Genomic DNA, 24,541 nt, shown 5'->3' with positions numbered 1-24,541 from the left:
TTCTTCCCATCCAGGATGATTTCGCCGCCATCCTCGTGGTAGATGCCGAACAAACACTTCATCAAAGTCGATTTTCCTGCGCCGTTTTCGCCCATCAGGGCATGTACGCTGCCGGGACGCACTTTTAAGGTGACCCCATCCAGCGCTTTAACGCCAGGGAATACTTTGGTGATGTTGTTCATTTCAAGCACATATTCACCCATTCCATCAGTCCTCCTTCTTGCTAAAATTAAGCGGGGAACGGAAAGCGCTCGCTTTCGCGTTCCCCGTAGAACAACAATTTCTTTAAGAAATCAAAAGAAAGTGTACTGCGTTCGCGCTAAACTTAGGATATGTAATCCTGATAGTTGTCCTGCGTGACCTTTACATAGTCAATCCAGACATACTTGTCATCGGTTACCGGGTAGCCGATGTTCTCTTCGGTGATTTCCTTGCCCTGTGCAGCTGCAACTGCGATGTTCACGCTGGCGTTGCCCTGGCTGGTAGCATCGTTCAGAACGGTGCCGAGCAGGGAGCCTTCCTTCATAGCTTCCAGAGCCGGATTCGTTGCGTCAACGCCGACAACCGGGATATACTTGGAAGCATCGCCGGAGTTGTAGCCTTCTGCCTTCAGAGCTTCGATTGCGCCGAGAGCCATATCGTCGTTGTTGCAGAGAACAGCTTCGATCTTATCCAGGCTCTGGGAGGAGATGAATGCTGCCATCAAGTCGGTAGCCTTAACCTTATCCCACATAGCGGTGTCAGCAGCCAGCTGCTCAACCTTGAAGCCAGCCTCTTCGATTGCCTTCGGAGCATACTCGGAACGCAGGGTAGCGTCCTGGTGGCCAGGCTCGCCCTGGAGCATGACGTACTGGATGGTGCCGTCGCCGTTCTTATCTGCATCCGGATTCGCGGTGAAGTAGTCAGCGATGATCTCGCCGGACATCGTGCCGGACTGCTCTGCCTTACAGCCAACATACCAAGCCTGGTCATAGGAATTCATGTCTTCCTCGGACGGCTGACGGTTCTGGAGAACGATCGGCAGGCCTGCGTCCTTCGCCTTGGTGATGATCGGGCCAGCAGCGGTCAGATCAACCGGGTTAACGATCAGAGCATTGACGCCCTTCGTGATGAAGGTATCAACCTGTTCGTTCTGGGTCGGCTGCTTGTTCTGGGAGTCCACGATATCGATGGTTGCGCCCAGCTCTGCTGCGCGAGCGGTCATGGTGTTACGAACACCGGTCATGAACGTATCGTCGAACTTGTACACGCAGGAACCGATGCTTACGTCAGAAGCGTCTGCCGCCGGCTCTTCTGCAGGCTCCTCGCCATCAGTGGCCTCCGCAGAAGACGTATCGGTCGCTGTGCCAGCGTCTGCGGAAGAAGTGCTGCCATCATTGCCGCAGCCAACGGCCATAGAAGCCATCATCATAGCTGCCAGCATAAATGCTAATACCTTTTTCATACCTGAAAATCCTCCTACTTTCTTAGAATATCTTCTTTCGGTTTAGCAACCCGCCCATCCTTGTGCATTTGCACAAATGCAGGTGGAATTGCGATTTACTATTAGTAAGTATAGCCTCCTCAAATCAAAAAATCTATATAAAATTCTTTGGTCTTCTATAAAATATCTTCGCTCTTTTGCTCGATTGTTTTTGTCAAACCACGACCACCTTTGTGAAAAAAGACAAAATCTCCCTGTGAATTTAGGGGAACATGCCTAATACTTGTCCCATGTTGGGGTTGTAGCCATGAAAAGCACAAGATGCAGGCCCGCCCCATTTGCAACCCGGAATTTTGCCGCACCTCCCCTTTTTGGGGGATATCCGCGGCTTCCCCCGCCCCTGCATACATCCCCAGCCTGCGGCATATAGATTCCTGTTGAAGGGGAGGCGAACGATATGGCGAACGATGCATTGATCCAAACGGCAGCTGCCCCGCTTTGGAAAGAGCCAAAGAAGGGGGCGGAGCGTGTGGATGAAGCCCTTTGCGGCGTTTCCGTAGAAATCTTGGAATCCAGCGGCATTTACCGCCGGGTGCGCACCTGCTATGGGTACGAAGGCTGGGCGGAAGAACCGGCCCTGTTTCCCCCGGCATCCCTTGAAGCATGGAAAGCCGCGCCAAAAGCCTTGGTCCGCGCGCCGTTTGCCGATGTCCAGGCGGAACCATCGGTGCAAGCGCCGGCTGTATGCACACTGCCGCGGGGCGCGCTGGTCCAACTGGACGCCCCAGCCGGCACGGGCAAATGGAGCCGGGTCCTTCTGCCAAACGGGGTCCCCGGCTTCCTTCCCGCGTCCGCCCTTACTAGGCCACACAGCGGCATGGGGCGCCGCAGCCAGGCGCGTTTCCGCTGTGATGTTGTCCGCGCGGCATGCTCCTATTTGGGCGCGCCTTACCGGTGGGGCGGCATGACACCGGCCGGAATCGATTGCTCGGGGCTCTGTTTCATGGCATATGCTTTGAACGGCGTCTGCATCTTCCGCGATGCGCGCCTAGAGCCAGGATATGCCATCCAGAAGATCCCCTACCGCCTCGTCAGGCCGGGGGACCTGCTCTATTTTCCAGGGCATGTCGCTATGTTTATCGGGAACGGCCGGTATATCCATGCGACCGCGGGGAACGGCTGCCACGGCGTGGTGGTCAACAGCCTGGACCCCCGGTCGCCACAATACCGCGCGGACCTTCCGCCAAAGCTGCTCGCAACCGGCAGCTTGTTCCCATAAAAAGATTTCCGGCCAGGGGAGAGGAAAAGCCCCTGGCCGGAAGCGCCGCGTTGAATAACTATTTTATTCAATATATTGAGGAAAAACACGAAAGCAAATCCATAACAGCCAACCTTCCACCGGCCCCTCCCAATAGCTGGTCCCGCTTCAGGCAAGCTGTGACGCCTGGAACCCCTTGGTATTTGCGCCCTCTTTAGCAGCAATTGGATCGATCCTCCTGTGAGGGAACCCCCTCTGCATATTGCCGCTGTTTTCTGCGCACAATCATTCCCACGCATCAAAACCATTATTAGTATAAAAGATTCTTATGAAAAACGCAAGTGATTTTGCATAGAACGTTGGTCATATGTACCGATATGGTTTCGTTATTTCAACAAATACTTATTCGTCTGCAGAATAAATGAGGCTTCCCTCGGGGCGAGGCTGCGCATCCGCCGCGAAAAGGCGGTTGACGGTCTCTTCATCTGCCACCCCTGTGATCCGCAGGTTGTTGACATATTGGAAGTCCATAATCGACTGCTGGGTCCCTTCCCCGTACAGTCCCGTCGGCTGTACGAACAGATACCCCAGCTCCGCCAGACGCAGCTGCAAATTTTTCACCGCGTCGCCTTCGTCGCCAAGCTTCAGGGAATCGCCTTCCGGCTGTTCCGGGTCCGAGGTGACATCCCCGACCTCCATATCCGAATTGCCGCCGGTGGGCGTCTGGCTTTCGCCACCCTCCGGCTCCAGGGACGTGGTGCCCTCTGCCAGGGATGGGTAGACTGTGCCCGCCATAAAACTGACAGCGGAAATATCCCCGTTCCCCTGCCATTCCATCAAAGAGGGGTCCATCTCATAAACGCGCCCCTCCTGGACAGCAGTCAAATCCTTATATTGGTCCGTCTGGGCCAAGGTATCCTTGAGACCGGTCGGGCAGAAAATATACTGCGGCTGGACCATCAGCAGCGTTTCCACATCCATGTGGTTTCCCGCCCCGTCCGAAGCCGCATTGATCAGCCCGGCACATTCGATCAGTTTCCCCTCCAGTGTATCGCCCGTCACGACGCCGCCCTCGACATCGTAGAGGTAACAGACGGAAACCGGCGTATCCGTCTGGGGGATTTGGCGGCTGATGTCGTCAATCGTGCTAAAGATGCCCTCAGCGATCTTCTCCCCGCGTTCGTATCCCTTCACGCCGCCCATCATGCAGGAACCGACCTCCCGGTACAGGCGGGTAAAATCTTCGCGGCTGGTAGCGGGCGCAATGGTCACCACATCGATCCCCGCGTCGTTGAGCCCTTTTTTCTGTTCTTCACTGGGCGCGTCCTCCGTGAGGACCAGGTCTGCGCCAACCCCCAAAATCGACTGCGGGTCATCCAACGTCATATCCGGCAGCACCGACAGGTCCTCCTGGGTGCAGGCAGCGCCCTTGCCACAGAGTTGCATCTCGTAGCCGAGCGCCATAATGACCTCTGCCAAATTAGGGGACAGGACAACAACGCCCTTGGGTTCGTCCTGGATCGTCACTTCGTTTACCGTTACGGGGAAGTCCTGTTCCGCTACGCCGGAGCTGATATCGCCCTTCGGCCCACAGCCCACGCAAATACTCAGCACCAACAAAATCCCCAGCAATGCTGCCAGCGGTCTTTTCATCTTCGATCGGCCTCCTTCCGTCCGTCTCAGTCCAGCGGCTGTCCGCGCCGGATGCGCGCCTCCGCATCGTCGATATACTGTTTTGCACAGCGCGGCGACCGGCCGCTGCGGGCAATCGCCCAGCGCTCCGCGCCCGCTTTGATCTCCGGGAGATACTCGTCCAATTCCCTCTGGCGCGCCAGCTGCTCCACGATCTCCAGGAAATGCACCTTATCCGGCAGGGAGAATTGGATGGACAGGCCAAAGCGGTCCGCCAGGGACATGCTCTCCTGGATCGTATCCCCCAGGTGGATTTCGTCCCCCTCGCGGTCCGAAAAGCTCTCCCGCAGGAGATGCCGGCGGTTCGAGGTGGCGTAAATCAGCGCATTTTCCGGACGGGCCGCCAGCCCGCCCTCCAGCACAGCCTTCAACGCCGCATAGGTATCGTCCTGCTGCGAGAAGGACAGGTCGTCGATAAAGATGATGAACTTCAGCGGTACGGCGGCAATCTGGTCCACCAGCGCCGGGAAATCCATCAGCGATTCCTTCGGGATCTCGATCACGCGCAATCCCTGCGGGTAGAATTCATTGAGCATGGCTTTGACCGTGGACGACTTGCCCGTGCCGCGGTCCCCATACAGCAGGCAGTTGTTGGCCGGCAAGCCCTGCAAAAAGGCCAGGGTGTTGTCGATGGCCAGCTTGCGTTGGATCTCATAGCCCTTGAGGTCCGCAAGGCGCTGCTGGTCCGGGTAGGCCACGGGCTGGATGCTGTGATTCCGCCAGATAAACGCGCGGTAACGCGCATACATGCCGCAGCCGTTGGAGCGGTAATATTCCGCCATCTTTGTGATGCAGTGGTCGAGGTCGCCGCCGAGCACGGCAACCGGCTCCCCTGTTTTCCATTCCGGCAGCTCCATCCCGGCGACGTCCTGCGCAAACGCGCTGTTTTCCCGGAGCTCCTGCGGCGTAATCGACGCGACCTGGCGGATGACCGCAAGATCCCGCCGGACGGCACGGCGCACGCCCTCCGGAAGCACGGCGGTGCCAGCCGCGGCCGCGAGCGAAAATGCATTTTCATCAAACAAGGCGGTCCCTGTGATGCACCCTGCAAGGTTTTCGCTGTATCCACGCATGCACAGCACATCGTAGAAATCGCCCCACGCATTCAAGAACGCTTCCAGGGAATCCCCCCGTGCCGCCCAAAGCAGCCGGTAGAACGCCTTTGGAACCGTCCGGTTTAAGATCCCTTTATACACAGAGAGCGAAGCCATTTCCATGGCCGCTTCCTTTACTCGATTTGCCAATGAAAAAACCCCTTTTCTACACAGCTGGTCCGCGGCTGCGCGGCCATTGCCCACGATGCGGATAACCCCCGTTTTTCCGTAAAATCTGCCCCGGAACAATTTGTAACAATACACAGTACATCATACCCTTTGCAAGGGGTTATGTCAAGTTCACGACATCGTTTGCCTTGCGAATCTATCCATTGTTTGTTACTATTATATATAAAAATAAATGGGGGCTGTCCGCTCCCATCCAAAGAAAGGCTGATCGCTATGAAACATTGGTGGAAACGGGCGGTTTATGCCTGTATTCTTTGCCTTTGCCTCTGCTGTACGGCGTGTTCTGCAAACAGCCAGCCCGATCCGGCGGTGCTCCTCCGGGAGACGCTTTCCCAGGTAAACGCCCTGGAAAGCTGCGAAAGCCGGTTTTCCAATGACTTGGAATTCAACGCGGGCACCGAACAGCAGACCTTCCATTCGGCGGTTTCGTCCGTCTATTTTGCAGACCCCTTCTGCCTAAAGAGCACCCAGGATACCGGGGCCGGCGCCCCTTCCGTCACCTATACGATGACCGAGGACGGCTTCTGCTGGTTTTACGCAGAAACCGAGGACGGCTGGCTCCGCACCCCGGCGGAAACGCTCAACACAACCCCTTCGGAACAGATCGAAATTTTGCGCCTGTTAAAGCAGGCCACTGACCCGCAATTTGTCCGCGAGGAGGAAGTCGAAGGTACCCCTGCTTATAAACTGGAGGTCACGTTCCCGGCGGACATCCTGCGCAGTTCCATTGAGGCGATTGTCTCCGCCAGCGGCATGGGGGACGGTTCCCAGACACTGGTGCAGGAACTTCTGGCGAGTACCCCCGCGGTGTACGGCTACTGTTACATTGGCAAGGACGACGGCCGCCTCCTGCGCATGGAGCTGGATACCACGGAAGCGCTCAACACCGTGTTCAGCAAGATCAGCGGCGACAGTGTGAAAGTTTCCATCTCCAAAAGCGTTTTGACAGGGGAACTGTTCAACTGCAATGCCGCCGCACCGGTCGAACTCCCGCCCGAGGCAGCTTCTGCGCAGACGGTGGAAGCCGCCGGATAACGATTTGCTGGAGCGTCCACGGATTGTAAACGGTTCCGATGTAAGAGAACCTAAAGACGGAAGCTGTGCGGGATCACCTCCCGCGCAGTTTCGGTCTTTCCGATTGTTTTCCATTTCCTATTAATAATAGAAACGGACGAACTTGATGTTATAAAAATCACAGGCAAGGATATCATCCGTTTCCGTCTCGTTGATGAGGATAAAATTTGCCCCAACGGCCAAGAGAATCCCGGAGCGTGTAACAATGCTGTTGGTCCCGACCAAAAAATCCACCTGCACAGGACGCCCCACCTGGGTGCGCAAAAAACCATTCATATATTGAAGGCTTTCCGCAGGGATCGACTGCGGCTGTGTCATGGACGTAATCGGCGCAAGGGAACCTCCGGTCGCGCCGCTCTGCGCAACGGCGCTGCTCTGTGTTTGTGTCCCCTGTGTGCCATTCGCATTTTGCCAAATGTTTGTTAACGGGGGCCACATAGCGTTCCGGTTTTCTTCTGCGTAATCCCGCAGGGGGCTGTTCCCGGCATTTTGCAATTGTTGCCTCTGCCTCTCCTTTTGGTACGGGTTCATCAAATTGTATGAGGCGATCTCCTCCAATGTGGGGAGATTGGGATTGAGCCGCACATTCGTAAATGCGGAGACGTCGGGCGACGCCCCTGCGCAGCCCGCCCCCATGCATGGCGTGTTCGTGTTAGACATCTCCTGATTCTGTGCAAATGTTCCTGTATCCATAAGTGAAACCCTCCTACCGACAAAATAGCCTAAGTCGTTGCATATTTCTGTGTGGGCGTATAAAAACAATGGTTATTGACCCGGTTGAACAGGACGCCGATCCCGCCGGGTGGGAAATACGTTGGGCACTCTTCGCTATAGGGATTAAAGAAGAACAAGCTTTCCCCCACGGCGTTCAAGGTATTGCCTGCCAACGCCCAGTCTGCGATCTCATAGTGGATATCCTCCGGGTCCATATTCCACACATTTTGCGGATTATACCTGCCGTTTACGGAATCCCGCATACAGACAAACTGCCCCTGCTGTTCCATAATGCTGCGGACGTCGCCGCCTTGGCTGACCCGGAAGAACTCGCCGTAAGGCACTCGCGCACGGTTCACAATGACGGATGCTACTGCCCGCATACCGTCCTCCCCTTCCCCGCCCGCCTCACATTGAATCAGCCGCGCCAAAAGTTCGCGATCCGTATAAGCCATACTCATCACCTGATTTTTAGAATTGTCTTAAAGCATCCTATGCCCTTCGCCCACCCCGTGGCACAGCTTTTCCCGCGCTGGATGCAGAATATTTCGCCATAACTACTGGAATCCCGCAAAATCTCTTGACTTTTTTCCCTCTCTTCTTTAAAATGTAAGTATTCGCCCTGTGGATGGACGATTTACAATGGAATATGGAAGCGTATCGAAGTGGTCATAACGGGCCTGACTCGAAATCAGGTAGACGGCAACGTCTCGTGGGTTCGAATCCCACCGCTTCCGCCAGGCTGAGCCTGGACGCAATTCGCGTCCAGGACTCGGCTTTTTCTTTTGCCTTGCCGCTCGCGTTTATAGCGGGTATCTTTTCGATAATATAAATCCAGCAGTAAACCGCACCTCACTTTGTGGGGTGTAGTTTTTTATTTCCAAGGAGCAATCCCTTTTTCCCTCCCCTGCGGCGGACCACGCCCGCAATCCGCATCTTTTGTGTGGAGAGAACCCGGTATAATCCATGTGCATTACCATACCAATGGATCAATCTCTTTTATTTACAGTTGTTTTGGAGGGTACTATGCACACAGATGATTATGTCGTAAGCTCCCTGGAACTGCATCTGTTCTTTGGGCGCATCATGAAAGAACATTCCCTGTTCCTGCGGGCGGGATTTACCCCGGCGAACGAATCGTTTTCGAAGCAGGCGGAGGTTTATAAAAGGGAATTTGAAACATTGCTCTGTCAAGCCATCGCGCTCAGCGACGGCGTTATCAGCCAGGATGTCCTGTGCTCCGGCGAACTGGTCACGGAATTTACCGCTCTGGCGGAACAGCAGACGGAGCGCTTTACCGGGATTGCAATCAACCGAAGGATCACCAGCCGTGAACTACAGCTGCGCAACGCGTGTGGCCGGCCGGATGTTTGCGCCAGAATACAACCCCAGGTACAAAGGCTGAACCGGACTGCGCTCCGGCTATTGAACGGATTGATTGGTTTTAAGGAACGAATCTTAAAACAGGTTCTTTGCTGTGAACTGTTCACCATGAACTATCCGCTACTGATTGAGCATATTCTGCGAGAGGCGAAGCTCTATCAGAAATATCTTCGGATGCTCGAGAACGACGGCAATTTGACCTGCCAGTCCATGAAGGAAATCGAACACTTTTGGAACCAGATCATGATGGAACACGCCATGTTTATACGCGGCCTGCTGGACCCCTCTGAAACGGAATTGCTGCAAACCGCGGACGGATTTGCCAATGAATACCAAGCATTGTTAAACGCCTGCAATCATGCGCAAAACCAGACCTTAACCGCGGATTCCCTGGAAAAAACCATCCGGTTCCGAGATTTTAAGGCGGCGGGCGCGCAAGGAATCGAACAATGCAAAATTCGTTCGATCATCTTGCCCCTCCTCGCAGACCATGTGCTGCGCGAAGCAAATCACTATATCCGTCTGCTGAAGTCTTAATCGGACGCCTCCTGTTTTGCGGGGCATCCATTACGGATGTTTTCTTCCATGAGCCAATATCCGGCTTCTCCCCCGGAAAGAAAATAGGAAACGCCTGCGTCTGCCGGACCGACGCGGGCGTTCCCTGTTTTCTTTTTATATATGGTTTGGCATTCCCTGCTTGTGCTTCATCCAAAGCGAAACTTTGTTCTTGTCCTTTCCTTCCACCGGTGGTAAAATAGAAAAAACGGTAACTGCGGAGGCGTCTTATGGAACAGCAGACCTTATTTGGACAGCAGGGGATGGACCGGCCATTGGCCAGCCGGATGCGGCCGCGCACCCTGGAGGAATTTGTCGGGCAAGAGCACCTTTTGGGCGAGGGAAAAATTTTGCGGCAATTGATCGACCAGGACCGCATTTCCTCCATGATCTTCTGGGGGCCGCCCGGCGTGGGAAAGACCACCCTGGCGCGCATCATCGCCGGACGGACCCACGCCAATTTCATCGATTTCAGCGCAGTGACCAGCGGCATCAAAGAGATCCGCGAGGTCATGCAGCGCGCAGAAGAAAACCGCCGGTTTGGGGAGCGGACCATCCTATTTATCGATGAGATTCACCGCTTTAACAAGGCGCAGCAGGATGCTTTCCTCCCATTTGTCGAGCGCGGCAGCATCATCTTGATCGGCGCGACGACCGAAAACCCTTCGTTTGAAATCAATTCGGCGCTTCTCTCCCGCTGCAAAGTCTTCGTGTTGCAGGCGCTGTCCCCAGAGGACCTGCAAACGCTCCTGCGCCATGCGCTTACGGACCCCCGCGGTTTCGGCGGGGAATCCGTCCAAATAGCCGGGGACATGCTGGCGATGATCGCAAATTTTGCAAACGGCGATGCGCGCACCGCGTTGAACACCTTGGAGATGGCCGTGCTGAACGGCGAACGAACTTCTGCTGGTGTGGTGGTCGGGCCTGAAATCCTGAAGCAGTGTCTTTCGAAAAAGTCGCTGCTCTACGATAAGAACGGAGAAGAGCACTACAATCTCATTTCGGCGTTGCACAAATCCATGCGCAACAGCGACCCCGACGCTGCAATCTACTGGCTGGCCCGCATGCTGGAGGGCGGCGAGGACCCCCTCTATATTGCGCGGCGCCTCATCCGCTTTGCCAGCGAGGACGTCGGGATGGCCGACAGCCGGGCGATTGAAATCGCCACGGCCGTCTACCAGGCGTGCCATTTCATTGGGATGCCCGAGTGCTCGGTCCATCTGACCCACGCGGTGACCTACCTCTCCCTCGCCCCCAAATCCAACGCGCTCTATGTGGCGTACGAAACCGCCAAACGTGACGCGCTGGAGATGCTGGACGAGCCGGTCCCCCTACAGATCCGCAACGCCCCCACCCGCCTGATGAAGGACCTGCACTACGGCGAGGGGTATCAATACGCCCACGACACAGAGGACAAGCTCACCACCATGCAATGCCTTCCAGACGCGCTGCAGGGGAGGAAATACTACATCCCCACCGCGCAGGGTTCCGAAGTGCGCGTGCAGGAGCGCCTGCGCCAGATCGAACAGTGGCGGGCGCAAAAGCGCAGGGAGGAACAGGAAGGCCCGCAGGGGAAATGACCTTGTTTGCGGTTGGCAGACTATGTCCCCGTCCCGTGCGCAAAAGATGCGAGCAAGATGGCCGGGAAAAGTTTTCCCGGCCATTTTGTCCTTTGGAGGACAGAACGGAAGCATTTGTTTCGATTCGCGGTCTCCTTGTGCGGCCGGTTCCGGCCAAAACAGCCGGCCGGCACTCCCGGGAAACACGCCGTATGCCTAAATGAAGCGATGGACGCCGCCGCATTGACAGAACGTGGAATTTGTGCTACCTTAATTAGCAGAAACTAACCAAGGAGGCTTTGGAAATGGCAACCCTCATAATCTCTGTTTTATTGGCGCTGGCCTGTATCTACGGAGTTTACAGCTACATCCGGAAACTCCGTTATGGGGGCGGTTGTTGCGGCGAACACGAAGGAGCGGTCAAGAAGGTTAAGGTAGCGGACCGGGATAAAACCCACTACCCATATGAGACGGTGTTGACCATCGACGGCATGACCTGTTCCAACTGTGTACGGCGCGTGGAAAATGCGCTCAACCAACTGGACGGCGTTTGGGCACAGGTGGACCTCAGCTCCCGCAAGGCAGCCGTGCGGATGAAACAGCCGCTTCCGGAGGACACGCTGCGGGATGCCGTGCGTGCGGCAGGTTACATCGTGCTTTCGGTCCAGAACAACCAAACGGCAGTATCCCATTGAGGCAGAAGCGGGCGGGAACGCTTTCTTTTTTGCGCATAAGTTAGCTTTGACTAACTTATGCATGTCCGTTTCCATCCGTTTGCCCATGCGCAAACCGCCAACCATGCGATGCATCGCCCCGTTCCCGGGGCAGCTTTCCAGAAAAAGGAGGTGAACCATCGTTGGACCGGCTGATGGAATTGTTGAACGATGGACGCGCCTGGTCTGTCGCGGACCTGGCCAATTCCCTGCGGGAGCCCCAGAAAGAGGTGCAACGGCGGGTGGAGTCCCTGGAATCCAACGGGTATCTGCGGAAGGCCTGCGGTTGCGGCCCCCAGTGTAAGGGCTGCGGGCACTGTGGGACGCACAGCCCCCACGCCCCTGCCTTTATACGGGCACACCCGTCACAGGAGACCCCATAAAACATCTGCCTTTTCATAGGCAGCCACGGTTATGCAACGGGCGGCGCCCCTCCGGCCTCATAGGCTGAAGGGGCGCCGCCCGTTAAAATTCGATCGGTTGGGATGGATAAAAACAGAAGGATTTCCAGGGCAACTGCCATCCTTCCCGGGTGCAGGCTGCGCACAGGGCCGCCTGCCTTGGCATTTCCGGGGGCGGACGCCCGTCAATCCAACAGGTTTGTCATGCTCCGCAGGCTGACGCCCAACGTGGAGAGGTTGTGCAGCATGGCAGAGGTGGCCGGGGGGAGGACGCCCGCGGCGCCCAGCCCGATCAGACCCCCATTGAAACCGATGACAAAGCGGTAATTCGATTGGATGCGGCGCAGCAGGCTGCTGGCGATCATCCGCAGGCTGACCAGCTCAAAGAGGTCGTCCGCGGCAATCGTGATATCCGCGATCTCCCGCGCAATCGCCGCGCCGTCGCTGATTGCGATGCCAACGTCCGCCGCAGAAAGGGCCGGAGAATCGTTGATACCGTCGCCCAGCATGATGACCGTATGCCCCTGCGCGCGTTCCGCCTCGACAAACCGGGCCTTGTCCTCGGGGAGGACCTCGGAATGGTATTCGTCCACGCCTACCTGTGCGGCAATCGCTGCGGCGGTGCGCTCGCTGTCGCCGGTGAGCATGACGGTCTTTTGAATCCCCAACCGTCGCAGTGCATTGATGACCGCTTCGGCCTCCGTGCGCAGCGGGTCGGAAATGCAGATCACCGCTGCCAATTGCCCCCCGATGGCCAGATACAGGTGGGAATATTGCTCCGGAAGCGTATCGAACCGCTCCTGTTCCCCATCAGGAATTGTACAAGCCTCATCCTCAAAGACGAAATGCGCGCTGCCGATGACCACCCGCTCCGTCCCGACGGTGCTGGCAATGCCATGGGCCACGAGGTATTCCACCTGGGAGTGCATCTCCTCGTGGGAGAGCCCGCGGTCCCGCGCGGCCTGTACCACGGCGTTGGCCATGGAGTGCGGGAAATGCTCCTCCAGGCAGGCGGCCAGGCGCAGCATCTCCTCTTCGCTGTGGCCGCCGAAGGGGATGACCCCCGCCACCACCGGGCAGGCATAGGTCAGCGTGCCGGTCTTGTCAAACACGATCGTATCCGCCTTGGCGACCGCCTCCAGATACTTTCCCCCCTTGACCGTCACATGATAAGTGCTGGCCTCGCGCATGGCGGAGAGGACCGCCAGGGGCATCGCGAGCTTCAGTGCGCAGGAGAAATCCACCATCAGCACCGAGAGGGCGCGCGTGACGTTCCGGGTCAGCAGATACGCCAGCCCGCTCCCTACAAGCGTATAGGGCACCAGCTTGTCCGCCAGGTTGGAAGCCTTGTTCTCCGCTGCGGATTTTAGCTTTTCGGACTGCTCGATCATGGCCACGATCTTGTCGTACCGGCTTTCGCCGGACTGCTGCGTCACGCGCAGGATGCATTCGCCCTCTTCCACGACCGTCCCCGCGTAAACCGCGGTGCCGGGGCGCTTCGGCACGGGGATGGATTCCCCGGTGAGCGACGCCTGGTTGACCATCACCTCGCCCTCCTCGATGGTGCTGTCCAAGGGGATCAGGCCACCCATGCGCACGGCGATGCGGTCGCCGGTTTTGACCTGGTTCAAGGGCACGAGGACCTCGCCGGACGGCGTTTTGAGCCAGACACGGTCGATGTTCAGGGACATACAGCGCGCAAGGTCGTCCACGGACTTCTTGTGCGTCCACTCCTCCAGCAGCTCGCCCAGCTCCAGCAGGAACATCACGGAACCGGCCGTGGCAAAATCCCGCCGCACCATGGAGATCCCGATGGACAGCCCGTCGAGCAGCTCCACGCGCAGTTTTCCCCGCAGCAGGCACCGGACCCCGCGGAACAGGTACGGGATGGATTTCCACAGCGTATAGGCAATCCGCAGGGGCGCGGGAAAGAAGAGCGAACGCACCGCCTTGAAGGCAATGCGCCCCACCAGCTTTTCCTCATAGGTGCGGTTGAGCGCCCGGCTGCTGTGCAGCGGGGCCAGCTCCGCCACCCCTTCGGCGTCGTAGGCAAAGCGGCTGATCCGTTGCAGCAGCTCTTCGCGCGCGCACTGGTAATGGATTACGGCACAGCAGGTCCGCTCGTGGACAACGGCCTGCCGGACCCCGCCGGTCTGTTGCAGGTAAGCCTCGAGAAGGTCGGCCTGTTCCAATCTCATCCGCTTTTGCGCGCAGTGGATGCGCATGCGCCCGCTGCTCTCATGTACAATTTGAAATTTCATCGTTGACCTCCGAAAGGAAGAAGAGGGCCGCGCCTGCGGCCCTCTTCTGTTGGATGTGTAAATGGGCCGTGCGTTTCCCCATTAAGCCTCCGCTGCCTCTTTGGAGGTATCCTCGACGGTTTCCTCCTGCGCGGCGCGCTGTTCGTTGATGTCCTTGGCAGAGGCTAGAATATCCGCTACGTTCTCCTGCACGGAGGTCACCGTGCCCATCACCGAATCTTTTACGCGCAATGCGGCCGCGGTGGCATGGGTATACGCCTTTTTCGCGTCCTTGCTGCTCAACAATTTGATCCCGGCGGAGCCAAACAGCGCGCCGCCCACGAATAAAGCGATCTTTTGATAGATGTTCATAAGGCAATTCCTCCAGAATTATTTGTGCCGGTAGCCTGTGAGAATCACCATCACCATGCAGATGACAGCCCCCCACGCCCAGAATTTGTGTTGCTTCAAACGGGACACCTCCTAGCACATGGCATTCATTTGAAACTTAAATATAGCACAGCCGGTGAGGAAATTCCGCCGGAAACGGACGGATTTCATCGGTTTTGGACATTATTTTCGCGGCACCACTTGCGGTACTGCGCCGGGGTCATATGATAGAGCGCTTTAAACGCAGAATCAAACTGGCTGGTGCCCGTGTATCCCACGGCCACCGCGATGTGCAGCACGCTGTCGGACGTGGTGCGCAGCAGGCGCGCCGCCGTTTGCAGGCGGTATTGCTGAAGATACGTGTGGACCGGCGCGCCATATAGCCGCCGGAAGCAGCTTTTGAGAAACGTGGGGGATAGCTGGAACCGGCGGGCCAGTTCCGGGACGGTCATGTGCTGGTCGAAATGCGCCAGCATATAGTCGTGGACGTTCCGGACGGCGTCCGCCTGGTAATGGTCGTAATACCCGTTTGCGCAGGGGGCAACCGCTGCCGGCTGCCGGTTGCACAGAAGGTACAGGAGTTCCCAGAGCTTGAGCAGGAAATAAGCGCCCCGCCGCTCTTTTGGGAGCTGGCACAGGGACGCGAGGACGGACGGCCCCCAGACCGGCTCGCGGACCGCCATACAGCCGTTGTGGCTGCGCAGCAGGCCGGCCACTTGGTCCATGGGGGAGGCATCCCCCGCCCACAGGGTGCGCTCCTGTGCGGGCAGGTCCCGGGAGGCGGCCTTGTCCATCAGGGCAAATATCCCTTGAAAGCAACCGTCTTCGAGGGAGAAACGGCGGAGTTCCGCCGCATCCGAGACCAGAAGCAGTTCCCCCGGCCCTGCGCAGACGGTTTGCCCCTTGCAAAGGGTTGCCCGCAGTTGTCCCTCCCGGCAAAACAGGGCCTCCACATGCGCGGGCTGTACGCTTGCCGGTTCGAGCGGCGCACAGCCGGAAAGATCGCACTCCCAGGCCGTAATCCCCTCCAGGGAAAACGGCCCCTGTATCTCACCCGCATGGGCCCCTTCCGCTGCCCACCGCCGGATGTACTCCCCCATCATCTCACATGTCCCTCTTTTCCGGATGTCCCCACAGCATTCGGTGTGAAAATGCATTCTATAAGTTAGCTAAGGCTAACTTATAGCCTTGAAAAAGCCGCTCGCTTGGAGCGGCTCTTTGTGTATCATACCAGAGATGGTTTTGATTTGTCAAGGATTGCCGGTGCGGCGCCTGCGCGTCTTCCTTACGCGCCGAACGTCGCCGCCGCCTCTTTCATGTTGGCGCGGATGGCCACCCCGAAGGGACAGCGCTTCTCGCAGGCGCCGCAGGCCACGCACTCCCCCGCCTTATGGGGCAGCGCCGCGTAGTGCTCGCGCACGGTCTCGGGCACCATCCCCTGGGCGCGGGCCAAATTCAAAAACTTGGTGACCGTGGCCACGTCGATCCCCTTGGGGCAGGGCGCGCAGTGCCCGCAGTACATGCAGTACCCCTCCCATTTCATGCGGGGGAAGGAGGCAAAGGCCGCGGCGTAATCCCGCTCCGCGTCGGTCGCCGTCTCATAGGCGAGCGACGTCTTCAGCTCTTCCAGGCTCCGGACGCCCGACATCACGCAGGCCACGGCCGGACGGGTCAGCGCATAGTGGATGCACTGGTTGACGGTCAGCGCCTTGCCCGCGGGCGAAAGTTCCTCGCTGAGCAGATCCCCGCCGCCGAAGGCCTTCATCACGGTGATCCCGACCCCCAGCCGCTGGCAGGTTTCATACAGCCGTTCGCGCTGCGGGTCCATGTTGGAGAGCACGCCCGCGTAGCTTTCGCCCTCCCAGAGCTTTTCGCAATTCTCATCGCCGGGCAGCAGGTCGTAGCACGGGTTGACGCTGAACATCAGCACGTCGATGCACCCGCTCTCCACCGCAGCCAGGGCGGCCTCCGGGTTGTGGCTGCTCACGCCCAAGAAGCGGATATGCCCGGCCTCCTTCTGCGCTTTCGCATACTGCATGACGGGGCCGTTGGCAATCTTCTCCCACTCCGAAACGGAATCCACATAGTGGATCATCCCGACATCGATGTAATCCGTACCCAGGTTTTTCAGCATGGTCTCAAAGGAGGCGCGGACCTCCTCCGGATCCCGGGTGGCGCGGTACTGGCCGTTTTCCCAGATGGTGCACAGGTGCGCCTGCAGCACAAACGCCTCCCGGCGGCCCTGGATTGCGCGTCCCACCCGGCGGTGTACGTCGGGATTGGGCGTATATAAATCCATACAATTCACGCCGCTTTCCAAAGCGGTCCGAAAAATTTCCTCGGCAAAGGCGTCGTCCTTCAGGACAAATCCTTCGCACCCCAGGCCGATTTCGCTGACCTGCAAGCCGGTGCGTCCCAATTTCCGATATTGCATACAGAGTTCTTCCTTCCTGTTGTTTTGCTTTCGGTGTGTCCGACCATAGACAAAAAAGCAGGGATGCTCTTTTGCCGTGCGGATCATCCCTGCGGATTCTGTTTTGCTGTGGGTATCCTTATGAATGTCTTAATCCAAGTTGACCAGCGTATATTCCCTGGAACCGAGGCCCAGCTCCGCGGCCGCCTCCACCGTATGGATGCCGTGGCGGGACTCCATGCGCTCGATCAGCGCCGCCTTACCCTCGTCCGGGGAATGGTACACCGCGTCCACACAGGCCTGGTCCACGGCCACCGGGTCCAGCGAGGCAAAGATGCCGATGTCCGCCATCTCCGGATCGTGGGGATTGGAATCGCAGTCGCAGTCCACGCTCAGGCGGTTGGCCACGTTGATGTAGACGATGTTTTCCCGGCCCATGAAATCCATCACGGATTGGTCCGCATCCGCCATGGACTCCAGGAAGGAATCCTGGTCGGCGGTGAAGCAGTCCTCAAAGACCTCGCTCTTGGCGGAGTTGTGGATCTGGATCTTCCCGCGCGCCGAAGCCACGCCGATGGACATGTTTTTCAGCGCGCCGCCCAGGCCTGCCATGGCGTGCCCTTTGAAGTGCGAGAGCATCAAAATGGAATCGTAGTTTTTCAGATGCGTGCCCACATAGTTTTCCTTCAGGTGTTTGCCGCCCGTCACAGGGATCGCCATGTCGCCCTCTTCGTCCATGATGTCACAGGGCGCGATGGCCTTGAACCCGTGTTCCTCGATGGCCTTCCAATGCTCCTCCGAAGAAGAACGCCGCCCCGCATAGGCGGTATTGCACTCCACAATTGTGCCGTTCAGCGCCTTGACCAGGTCCTGGATCAAAGCGGGCTGCAAAAAATTGTGGCCGCCGGGTTCCCCGGTGGAAATCTTTACGGCCACCTTCCCCTTGAGCTGGACGCCAAGGGCGTTATATGCCTTCATCAGACCTTTCGCGGAAAGATCTTTTGTAAAATAGACCGTTGCCTTCTCCATGCTGGAATCCTCCTTTTGTAGTACGTCTGTATGCCCCGGCTGTCCCGGCAGCATCCTCTATCCTGTATGCTACAACCTGGAGTAAACTCCATGTCAAGGGGGAAAATGCATTTTTTCTTTTATCCTGTGCAAGCGGACGTCAAACGTCCAACTGTTCGATGCGGGTACACAGCTTTTCCAACAGCAGGGATTGGTGGCTCACGATCAGCAGGCCCAGGTCCCGGCGGCTGGCTACATCCAACAGGAATTCCCAGATCTGCGCCTGCGTGACCAAGTCCAGCATGGCGGTGATCTCGTCGCAGAGCAGGAACCGGGTCTCCGGGCGGAGCGCCCGGGCGATGCAAAACCGCTGGAGCTCCCCGCCGGAGAGCTCCGTGGGATACCGGTCCAGCCAGGCGGGGGCGATGTGCAGCGCTTCCAGCACCTCCTCTTCCACGGGGCCTGCCTCATACAGGGTGTCCCCCAGGCGGAGCAGCGGATCGACGGCCGTCTCCGGGTGCTGCCCGATCAGCTGCACCGGGCAGCACCCGCGGAAACCGGAGAGCGGCCTGCCGTCCAGCAGGACCTGCCCGTTGCCCGGCCGCTCGTATCCGGCAAGCAGCTTGCACAGGGTGGTCTTTCCGCGGCCGCTGGGCCCGCGCAGCCCCACCCGCTCGCCGGGGTGCACGGTCAGATTGACCGCCTGCAACACCGGCGGCTGTCCCCGCCGGTAGCGGAACGACAGATTTTTGGCTTCCAGGCTCATGGGGTACCTCCCTCCTCCGGATACAGGCAGCGCACGCGCCCGCCGTCCGCCTCCCGGTATGGAACCGCCGCACGGCACGCCGGGTGGCAATGCGGGCAGCGCGGGGCGAATAGGCACCCGCCTGCAATCTCACCGGGATACGGCTGCGCGCCGGGGATGGGCATAAAGCCGTTCTGCGGCAAGGCGCGCCACAGCGCCCTCGTGTATGGATGCCGCAGGCGGCCCGCGGCAAAATCGGCGGCGTCCGCCTCTTCGACGGTCTCCCCGGCATAGAACACCACCACGCGGTCTGCGATGGTCAGGGCCAGCTCAAGGTCGTGCGTAATCAGGAGCATCCCCGCGCCCGCGTCCGCGATCTCCCGGAAGTGGCCCAGGATGCGGCCCGCGGCACGGGCGTCCAGGCCCGGCGTGGGTTCGTCCGCGATGACCAGCCGGGGCGTCTCCATCACGGCGGTGGAGATCAGCACCCGGCGCGCCATCCCGCCGGAGAGCTCGAACGGGTACAGTTCCTCCGTCTCCGCGCCCAACCCATACCGCTCCAAGACGGAACGGCTTTTGGCGCGCGCCTCGGGTGAGCGCTTCCCTCTGCGGATCTGCGGCCCCACCTTCATCAGCGGGTCCAGATACGTCACGCCCTGCGGAACCAGCACGATCTCCCGGCCCCGCAGCGCTTCGACACGCTCGGGGGTCAGGAGCTCGCCGTCATAGCGGATCTCCCCCTCCATCGCGGCGTTGTAGGGGAGGATTCCCAAAATGCCGTGGGCCAGCAGGCTTTTGCCCGAACCGCTGGACCCCACCACGGCCACCACCTGCCCGGCCCCGATGGACAGGGACAGGTCGCGGATGACCGGCAACCGGCGTTGGCGGGTCCCCGCGTCATACTGTTGAAAGGCGATGGACAGCCCTTTCACTTCCAAGATCGGTTCCATGGGATTCCTCCTTTATTGATGGGCACTGGCCGGGTCCAGCAGGCGGCGCAGGCGCTCCCCCATCCCTGCGAACAGCAGCACCACCAGCACCAGGGCCAGCCCGGGGAACAGCGCCAGCCACCACTTCCCGGTGGTCAGGTAGCGCATGCTCTCCGAGAGGATCACGCCGATGGCCGGCTGCTCCGGGGAGAGCCCAAACCCCAAAAAGGTCACGCTGGCCTCGTGCAGGATGGCGTGGGGGAATTGAAGGATCAGGCCGGTGAGAAATTGCGGCAGCAGATGGGGCAGGATATGCCGCCGGACCACCCGCCGCCGGGGGACGCCCAGCTTTTCCGCGGCCCGCACATAGGCCGCCTGCCGCAGTTGCAGCACCTCGCCCCGGATGACCCGGCTCAGCGAGGGCCAATGGCTCAGGGCCACGCCCGCGACCACCCCCGTGAATCCCCGGCCGAACGCCAGCGAAATCAACATCACCAGGAGGATGTGGGGAATCCCCATCACCAAATCCATACACCACGAGAGCGCCGCGTCCACCTTGGGGCCCAGCAGGGCTGCGGCGATTCCAATGGCCAGGGCAATCACCGCGCTGACCGCGGCGGTGAGAACCCCAATCCGGATGCTCAGGGACAGGCCGGTCAACGTCCGGGCCAGCATGTCCCGGCCCATCCAGTCCGTCCCGAAGGGATATTGCAGGGAGGGCGCCAGGTTTTTCTGCGAGAAGTCGGTCTGCATCGCCCGGCCCTCCAGGAATATCCCCGCAACCGCCACCGCGCATAGGAGCACGGCGGCGGTGCAGAAAAGGAGCAGCACCTTTTTCCGGCTGTTCCATGCCTTCATGACCGCGCCGCCCCCCTTCGGATCTTCGGGTCCACCACGCCATAGAGCAGGTCGGCAATCAGGTTGCCCGCAAAGACAATGGCGGCGGTCACCACGGTGATGCCGAGCAGCAGGGGCAGGTCGCTGCCCAGCCCGGCGTCCACCGCCACCTGCCCCAGGCCGGGGTAGGAAAAGACCTCCTCCACCAGCACCGAACCGCCGATGATCTCGCTGATGGACGCAAACTGCAATGTGATCGCGGGCAGGGCGACGTTCCGCAGCCCGTGGCGCAGGACAATGGACCGCCGGGACTCCCCCCGCGCCCGCGCAAACAGGACATACTCCGACTCCATCACGTCGATCATCTTCTCCCTTGTGTGCAGGGCGATGTTCGCCACGCCGGTGATGCTCAGGGTCAGCGCGGGCAGGATGGCATGGTACAGCCGGTCCGCCAGGGTGATGCTCCCGACCTCCACGCCGATGGGCACGGACAACCCGACCGGCAGCCAGCCCAGCCAGACGGAAAAGACCATCAGCAGCAGGAGCGCCAGCCAAAACGCGGGGGTGCTGGAAATCAGCAGGCAATAGCCCCGGATGAGGCGGTCCGGCAAGCGGCCACGGAAACATCCGGCCGTCACCCCCAGCGCCAGCCCCAAAACGCCGGACAGCACCCACGCAACGAACAGCAGGCCCAGGGAATTGGCCAGGCGCTGTCCGATGATCTGGAGCACCGGCTGGCGGTAGAGCAGTGAAACCCCGAAATCCCCGTGGAGCGCGTCGGACAGCCAGCCCAGATACCGCTCCGCCAGCGGGGTGTTCATCCCCCAGTAGTCCTGAAGCTTTTCAATCTGCTCCGGGCTCATGGACCCCAGGGCCGTCTGGCCCACGTTCGTCTGGAGGGGGTCCAGGGGCGAAAGGGACATGAGGAGAAAGGCCGCCAGGCTCACCCCCAGCAGCAAGAGCACCATGCGCAGCAGCTTTTTCCCCGCAAATTGCAGGCGGTGTTTCACAGCTGTCCCTCCCTTTCAAAATCGAATCTGGCGTTGCCCCACATCCTCACGCCCAGCTCCATTGGTCCACATTGTTGACAATGGACCACCCGTGCCCGTGGGGATGGATTTTCTGTTCCGCGACCTGCAACCCGTCCCGCACCCAATAGAGATGGTCCACGTTCACCAGCCAGACCCAGGGGACGTCGCCCTCCTGCGTCACGCCGGTGGTGCCATCCCACTGGGCCTTCTGCCAGAGCGCATAGGACGCCTCCAAATCGGTGCTTTGCAGCGCCTGGTCCATATAGGCGTCCACCGCGGGGTTGGAATACGGGGAATACTGCGCGGAACCGGTGTCCCCGATGGTGTGATAGAGATTGTACAGCTCCATGGGCGTGTGGGCCCCCCAGCCCCAGATCAGGGGCTCGGAGAGGGCGCGGTCGTACGCGGTATCCCACCCGACGCCCTCGATGGAGGCGGAAATCCCCAGTTCGCCGAGCTGGTTGGCAAAATCGGCGGCCAGGGCCTGCCGCACCGAATCGTCGCTGGAATAGAGCAGGGTCAATTCCGCTTGGACGCCGTCCTTCTCCCGGACGCCGTCCGCGCCCATCCGCCAGCCCGCCTCGTCCAGCAGGGCGGCGGCCCCCTCCGGGTCATACGCCACCTCGGACGCCGGGTTGTACCACGGCAGCTGGTCGCAGATGCTGTAGGCAGGCGTGCCGTAGCCGTTCAGCACGTTGTCAATCATCTCCTGCCGGTCGATCCCGATGTTGATCGCCCGGCGCACCCGCACGTCGGCGGTAAAGTCGTTGCCCACCGCGCGCCCGTTGGCGTCCGTCCCGGCGGGAACGGCGGGCAGGTTAAATCCCCGGTTGTCCACCGTGCGGTAGGAGGCCAGGGTATAGCCGTCCACCGCCTGGTCAGAATACGTGGCGGAGGTATAGGCCACATCCACCTGCCCGGCCTGCGCAGCCAAGAACGCCGCGTCCTCCTCCATAAACAGGATCGTGACCCGCTTCATCTTGGGCGCTTCGCCGTAGTAGTCCGGGTTGGCCTCCAAAATGACCTGCTGGCCGCGGTCCCACTGCTTTAAGAGATAGCGGCCCGACCCGATGGGGTTCGCGCCATAGGTGGCGCTGTCATAAGCGTGCTCGGGTACGATCCCCACGATGGCCATGGTGTACGGCCAGATGGAGAAGGGCGTGGTCATGTGGAACAGAACCGTCGTATCGTCCACCGCCTCGGCATAGTCCAGCATCGTAAAGTCGTTGACCGAGCTGGCCTCCTTGACGGTGTTATAGGTAAAGGCCACGTCTTCGGCGGTGAGCGGTTCGCCGTCGGTGAAGGAGACGTCATCCCGGATGGTCACTGTCCAGGTCAGGCCGTCCTCGCTGACCGAGTAGCCCGTCGCCAGGTCATAACCGATGTTCAGGCCGGCGTCGGTGACCGTCAGGGTGCTTTGGATCAGGGGCTCATGGACATGCTCCCCCGCGCCCCAGCCATAGGCGGGGTCAAACCCGGCCTCCGGCTCGGAATTGGTGTCCAGGGCGATGACCACGGAATCCTCCGCCGCCTGTCCGCCGGACGGGGCGTCCGGCTGCTGCCCGCTCTGGCAGCCGCAGAGCACCGCCAGCACCAGGAGCAGGGACAGAACGATCTTGCATGCACGCTTCATCGCGTTTCCTCCCCCTCTGCGGGCAGGTTGCGGACCGCGTCGGTCTGCACCTGCTGGAAGGGGACGCCGTGCTCCCGCGCCAGCCTTGCCACATCGTCGTACTCGGGCTTGCAGTGGGTGACGCCAAAGCCCCGCGCCCATTTGACGCGGACCGGCCCCCATTGGGTCGCGGCCTCGCCCGCCCCGGGGGTCAGGAAATACTTCCCACACCGCCGCACGCGCAGGCCGTTTGTGGTCGTCTGGGCCAGGACCTGCCGGGCCATCTCCCCCTCCTGCTCCCGGCGGCACAGCACGGTGAGCACATGACCGGGGCGGCCCTTTTTCATGGTGCCGGGCACCGTATAGACGTCCAGCGCCCCCAGGTCCAGCAGGCGGGCGCTGGCAAAGGCGAGCGCCTCCGGGGTCATATCGTCGATGTTACACACTAGCTCCACGATCTCGCCGTTTGTTTCGTCCACTGTCTCCCCCAGGAAGGCCCGGACGCAGTTGGCCTGTTCAAACGTCTTTGTGCCGATCCCCACGCCGGCCGCCTCCACGGACATCACCGGCATGGGGCCGAAGGAAGCGGCAAAGTGGGTCAGCAAGACCGCCCCGGTGGGTGTGCAGAGCTCCCCCTGCACCGCGCCGCCATAGATGGGCACGCCCGTCAGGAGGTTCGCCGTTGCGGGGGCGGGCACCGGCATCACGCCGTGGGCGCAGCGCACCGTGCCGCTCCCCACATGGATGGGGGAGACCACAACCCGTTCCGGCTGAAGCAGATGCAGGGCGTAGCACACGCCCGTGACGTCGGCCACCGCGTCCAAAGCCCCCACCTCGTGGTAGTGGACGTCGCCCACCGGGCAGCCGTGGGCCTTGGCCTCCGCCACCGCAATCGCATCGTATACCGACCGCGCGTGCTGCTTGACCGCATCGGGCAGCGTCAGTCCGTCGATGATCTCCGCGATATGCCCCGGCGTGGCATGGTGGTGCGCATGGGCGTGGGCATGTTCGTGCGGATGGGCATGGTCATGCCCGTGCGCGTGGCCGTGGCCGTGCCCGGCGGCGGGTTCATGTTCCTCCTCGCCGTGCACCGTGACGCGCATATGGGTCCCCGCGATCCCGCAGGTGGTCCCGGGCACAGCTTCCAGGTGTACGCCGGGCAAACCCAGGCCGTTCATCGTGTCTAAAAATGCGGATTTATCCTCCAACAGTTCATAGAGCGCCGCCAGCAGCATATCGCCCGCCGCTCCCATGTTGCATTCGATGTATAGCGTTCTCATT

At 59.9% G+C, this 24,541-nt stretch carries 23 protein-coding genes and 1 tRNA gene; 7 read left to right on the top strand and 17 right to left on the bottom strand.

What is annotated here, in order from left to right:
• The coding region (locus tag B5F54_RS12050; RefSeq protein ID WP_140400304.1) for an ATP-binding cassette domain-containing protein at window positions 1-203 on the bottom strand (203 nt) is incomplete at its 3' end.
• Between the two features lie 122 nt (window positions 204-325).
• Window positions 326-1,444 (bottom strand): galactose ABC transporter substrate-binding protein, encoded by a 1,119-nt coding sequence (locus B5F54_RS12045; protein ID WP_087234516.1) that lies wholly within the window; start codon window positions 1,442-1,444, stop codon window positions 326-328.
• Between the two features lie 436 nt (window positions 1,445-1,880).
• Here B5F54_RS12045 and B5F54_RS12040 point away from each other — a divergent pair, with 436 nt between their 5' ends.
• The gene (locus B5F54_RS12040) at window positions 1,881-2,702 is read left to right on the top strand and encodes a C40 family peptidase (protein WP_087234514.1); all 822 of its coding nucleotides are present in this window, start codon (window positions 1,881-1,883) and stop codon (window positions 2,700-2,702) included.
• A 381-nt stretch (window positions 2,703-3,083) separates the two neighbouring features.
• On the opposite strand, the gene B5F54_RS12035 is transcribed toward B5F54_RS12040, so the two are convergent.
• Both B5F54_RS12035 and B5F54_RS12030 read right to left on the bottom strand, forming a co-directional pair.
• Window positions 3,084-4,334: a peptidoglycan-binding protein gene (locus tag B5F54_RS12035; RefSeq protein ID WP_087234512.1), complete on the bottom strand. Its 1,251-nt coding sequence runs from the start codon at window positions 4,332-4,334 to the stop codon at window positions 3,084-3,086.
• Between the two features lie 26 nt (window positions 4,335-4,360).
• On the bottom strand, window positions 4,361-5,617 hold the full coding sequence (locus tag B5F54_RS12030) for an ATP-binding protein (protein ID WP_237967223.1): 1,257 nt from the start codon (window positions 5,615-5,617) through the stop codon (window positions 4,361-4,363).
• Between the two features lie 252 nt (window positions 5,618-5,869).
• Here B5F54_RS12030 and B5F54_RS12025 point away from each other — a divergent pair, with 252 nt between their 5' ends.
• Window positions 5,870-6,691 carry a hypothetical protein gene (locus tag B5F54_RS12025; protein ID WP_087234510.1) on the top strand — a complete coding sequence of 274 codons (822 nt, stop codon included), beginning with the start codon at window positions 5,870-5,872 and terminating at the stop codon, window positions 6,689-6,691.
• Window positions 6,692-6,811: 120 nt separating this feature from the next.
• On the opposite strand, the gene B5F54_RS18145 is transcribed toward B5F54_RS12025, so the two are convergent.
• Together B5F54_RS18145 and B5F54_RS12015 are read right to left on the bottom strand one after the other, a co-directional pair.
• Complete coding sequence (locus tag B5F54_RS18145) at window positions 6,812-7,423, bottom strand: hypothetical protein (protein WP_242969694.1); 612 nt, start codon at window positions 7,421-7,423, stop codon at window positions 6,812-6,814.
• Window positions 7,424-7,452: 29 nt separating this feature from the next.
• On the bottom strand, window positions 7,453-7,899 hold the full coding sequence (locus B5F54_RS12015) for a cell wall hydrolase (RefSeq protein ID WP_087234507.1): 447 nt from the start codon (window positions 7,897-7,899) through the stop codon (window positions 7,453-7,455).
• Between the two features lie 196 nt (window positions 7,900-8,095).
• Between B5F54_RS12015 and B5F54_RS12010 the strand changes: the two genes are divergently transcribed.
• The 5 genes from B5F54_RS12010 (at window position 8,096) to B5F54_RS11990 (ending at window position 12,037) form a co-directional block, all read left to right on the top strand.
• Window positions 8,096-8,184, top strand: a tRNA-Ser gene (locus tag B5F54_RS12010).
• 286 nt (window positions 8,185-8,470) lie between these two features.
• Window positions 8,471-9,364 (top strand): DUF2935 domain-containing protein, encoded by an 894-nt coding sequence (locus B5F54_RS12005; protein ID WP_087234506.1) that lies wholly within the window; start codon window positions 8,471-8,473, stop codon window positions 9,362-9,364.
• 248 nt (window positions 9,365-9,612) lie between these two features.
• A complete protein-coding gene (locus B5F54_RS12000; protein ID WP_087234504.1) occupies window positions 9,613-10,962 on the top strand; it encodes a replication-associated recombination protein A in 1,350 nt (449 codons plus the stop codon).
• Window positions 10,963-11,246: 284 nt separating this feature from the next.
• Window positions 11,247-11,636: a heavy-metal-associated domain-containing protein gene (locus B5F54_RS11995; protein WP_087234502.1), complete on the top strand. Its 390-nt coding sequence runs from the start codon at window positions 11,247-11,249 to the stop codon at window positions 11,634-11,636.
• A gap of 161 nt (window positions 11,637-11,797) precedes the next feature.
• Window positions 11,798-12,037, top strand: a complete 240-nt coding sequence (locus tag B5F54_RS11990) for an Lrp/AsnC family transcriptional regulator (RefSeq protein ID WP_087234500.1) — start codon at window positions 11,798-11,800, stop codon at window positions 12,035-12,037.
• 203 nt (window positions 12,038-12,240) lie between these two features.
• On the opposite strand, the gene B5F54_RS11985 is transcribed toward B5F54_RS11990, so the two are convergent.
• From B5F54_RS11985 to larC, 11 genes are all read right to left on the bottom strand, one after another.
• Complete coding sequence (locus tag B5F54_RS11985; RefSeq protein ID WP_207651968.1) at window positions 12,241-14,316, bottom strand: heavy metal translocating P-type ATPase; 2,076 nt, start codon at window positions 14,314-14,316, stop codon at window positions 12,241-12,243.
• An 81-nt stretch (window positions 14,317-14,397) separates the two neighbouring features.
• Window positions 14,398-14,667 carry a DUF6110 family protein gene (locus B5F54_RS11980; RefSeq protein ID WP_087234498.1) on the bottom strand — a complete coding sequence of 90 codons (270 nt, stop codon included), beginning with the start codon at window positions 14,665-14,667 and terminating at the stop codon, window positions 14,398-14,400.
• Between the two features lie 185 nt (window positions 14,668-14,852).
• A complete protein-coding gene (locus B5F54_RS11975) occupies window positions 14,853-15,788 on the bottom strand; it encodes a helix-turn-helix transcriptional regulator (RefSeq protein ID WP_172749725.1) in 936 nt (311 codons plus the stop codon).
• Between the two features lie 182 nt (window positions 15,789-15,970).
• On the bottom strand, window positions 15,971-17,119 hold the full coding sequence (locus tag B5F54_RS11970) for an aldo/keto reductase (protein ID WP_087234494.1): 1,149 nt from the start codon (window positions 17,117-17,119) through the stop codon (window positions 15,971-15,973).
• Between the two features lie 129 nt (window positions 17,120-17,248).
• Window positions 17,249-18,127, bottom strand: coding sequence for a DUF362 domain-containing protein (locus B5F54_RS11965; RefSeq protein WP_087234492.1), 879 nt, complete (start codon window positions 18,125-18,127; stop codon window positions 17,249-17,251).
• 139 nt (window positions 18,128-18,266) lie between these two features.
• Window positions 18,267-18,872, bottom strand: a complete 606-nt coding sequence (locus tag B5F54_RS11960; protein ID WP_087234490.1) for an ABC transporter ATP-binding protein — start codon at window positions 18,870-18,872, stop codon at window positions 18,267-18,269.
• Window positions 18,869-19,801 carry an ABC transporter ATP-binding protein gene (locus B5F54_RS11955; protein WP_087234488.1) on the bottom strand — a complete coding sequence of 311 codons (933 nt, stop codon included), beginning with the start codon at window positions 19,799-19,801 and terminating at the stop codon, window positions 18,869-18,871. The genes B5F54_RS11960 and B5F54_RS11955 overlap by 4 nt, the downstream gene beginning before the upstream one ends.
• Window positions 19,802-19,813: 12 nt before the next feature.
• Window positions 19,814-20,638: an ABC transporter permease gene (locus tag B5F54_RS11950; RefSeq protein WP_087234486.1), complete on the bottom strand. Its 825-nt coding sequence runs from the start codon at window positions 20,636-20,638 to the stop codon at window positions 19,814-19,816.
• Window positions 20,635-21,585: an ABC transporter permease gene (locus B5F54_RS11945; protein WP_087234528.1), complete on the bottom strand. Its 951-nt coding sequence runs from the start codon at window positions 21,583-21,585 to the stop codon at window positions 20,635-20,637. Before B5F54_RS11945 ends, B5F54_RS11950 begins: the two co-directional genes overlap by 4 nt.
• 88 nt (window positions 21,586-21,673) lie before the next feature.
• A complete protein-coding gene (locus B5F54_RS11940; RefSeq protein ID WP_087234484.1) occupies window positions 21,674-23,281 on the bottom strand; it encodes an ABC transporter substrate-binding protein in 1,608 nt (535 codons plus the stop codon).
• Window positions 23,278-24,540 carry a nickel pincer cofactor biosynthesis protein LarC gene (gene larC / locus B5F54_RS11935; RefSeq protein WP_087234482.1) on the bottom strand — a complete coding sequence of 421 codons (1,263 nt, stop codon included), beginning with the start codon at window positions 24,538-24,540 and terminating at the stop codon, window positions 23,278-23,280. Before larC ends, B5F54_RS11940 begins: the two co-directional genes overlap by 4 nt.
• Between the last annotated feature and the right edge of the window lies 1 nt (window position 24,541).

It is taken from the genome of Anaeromassilibacillus sp. An250, assembly GCF_002159845.1.
Classification (GTDB): domain Bacteria; phylum Bacillota; class Clostridia; order Oscillospirales; family Acutalibacteraceae; genus Anaeromassilibacillus; species Anaeromassilibacillus stercoravium.
This window is presented reverse-complemented; position numbering and strand designations above follow the sequence as displayed.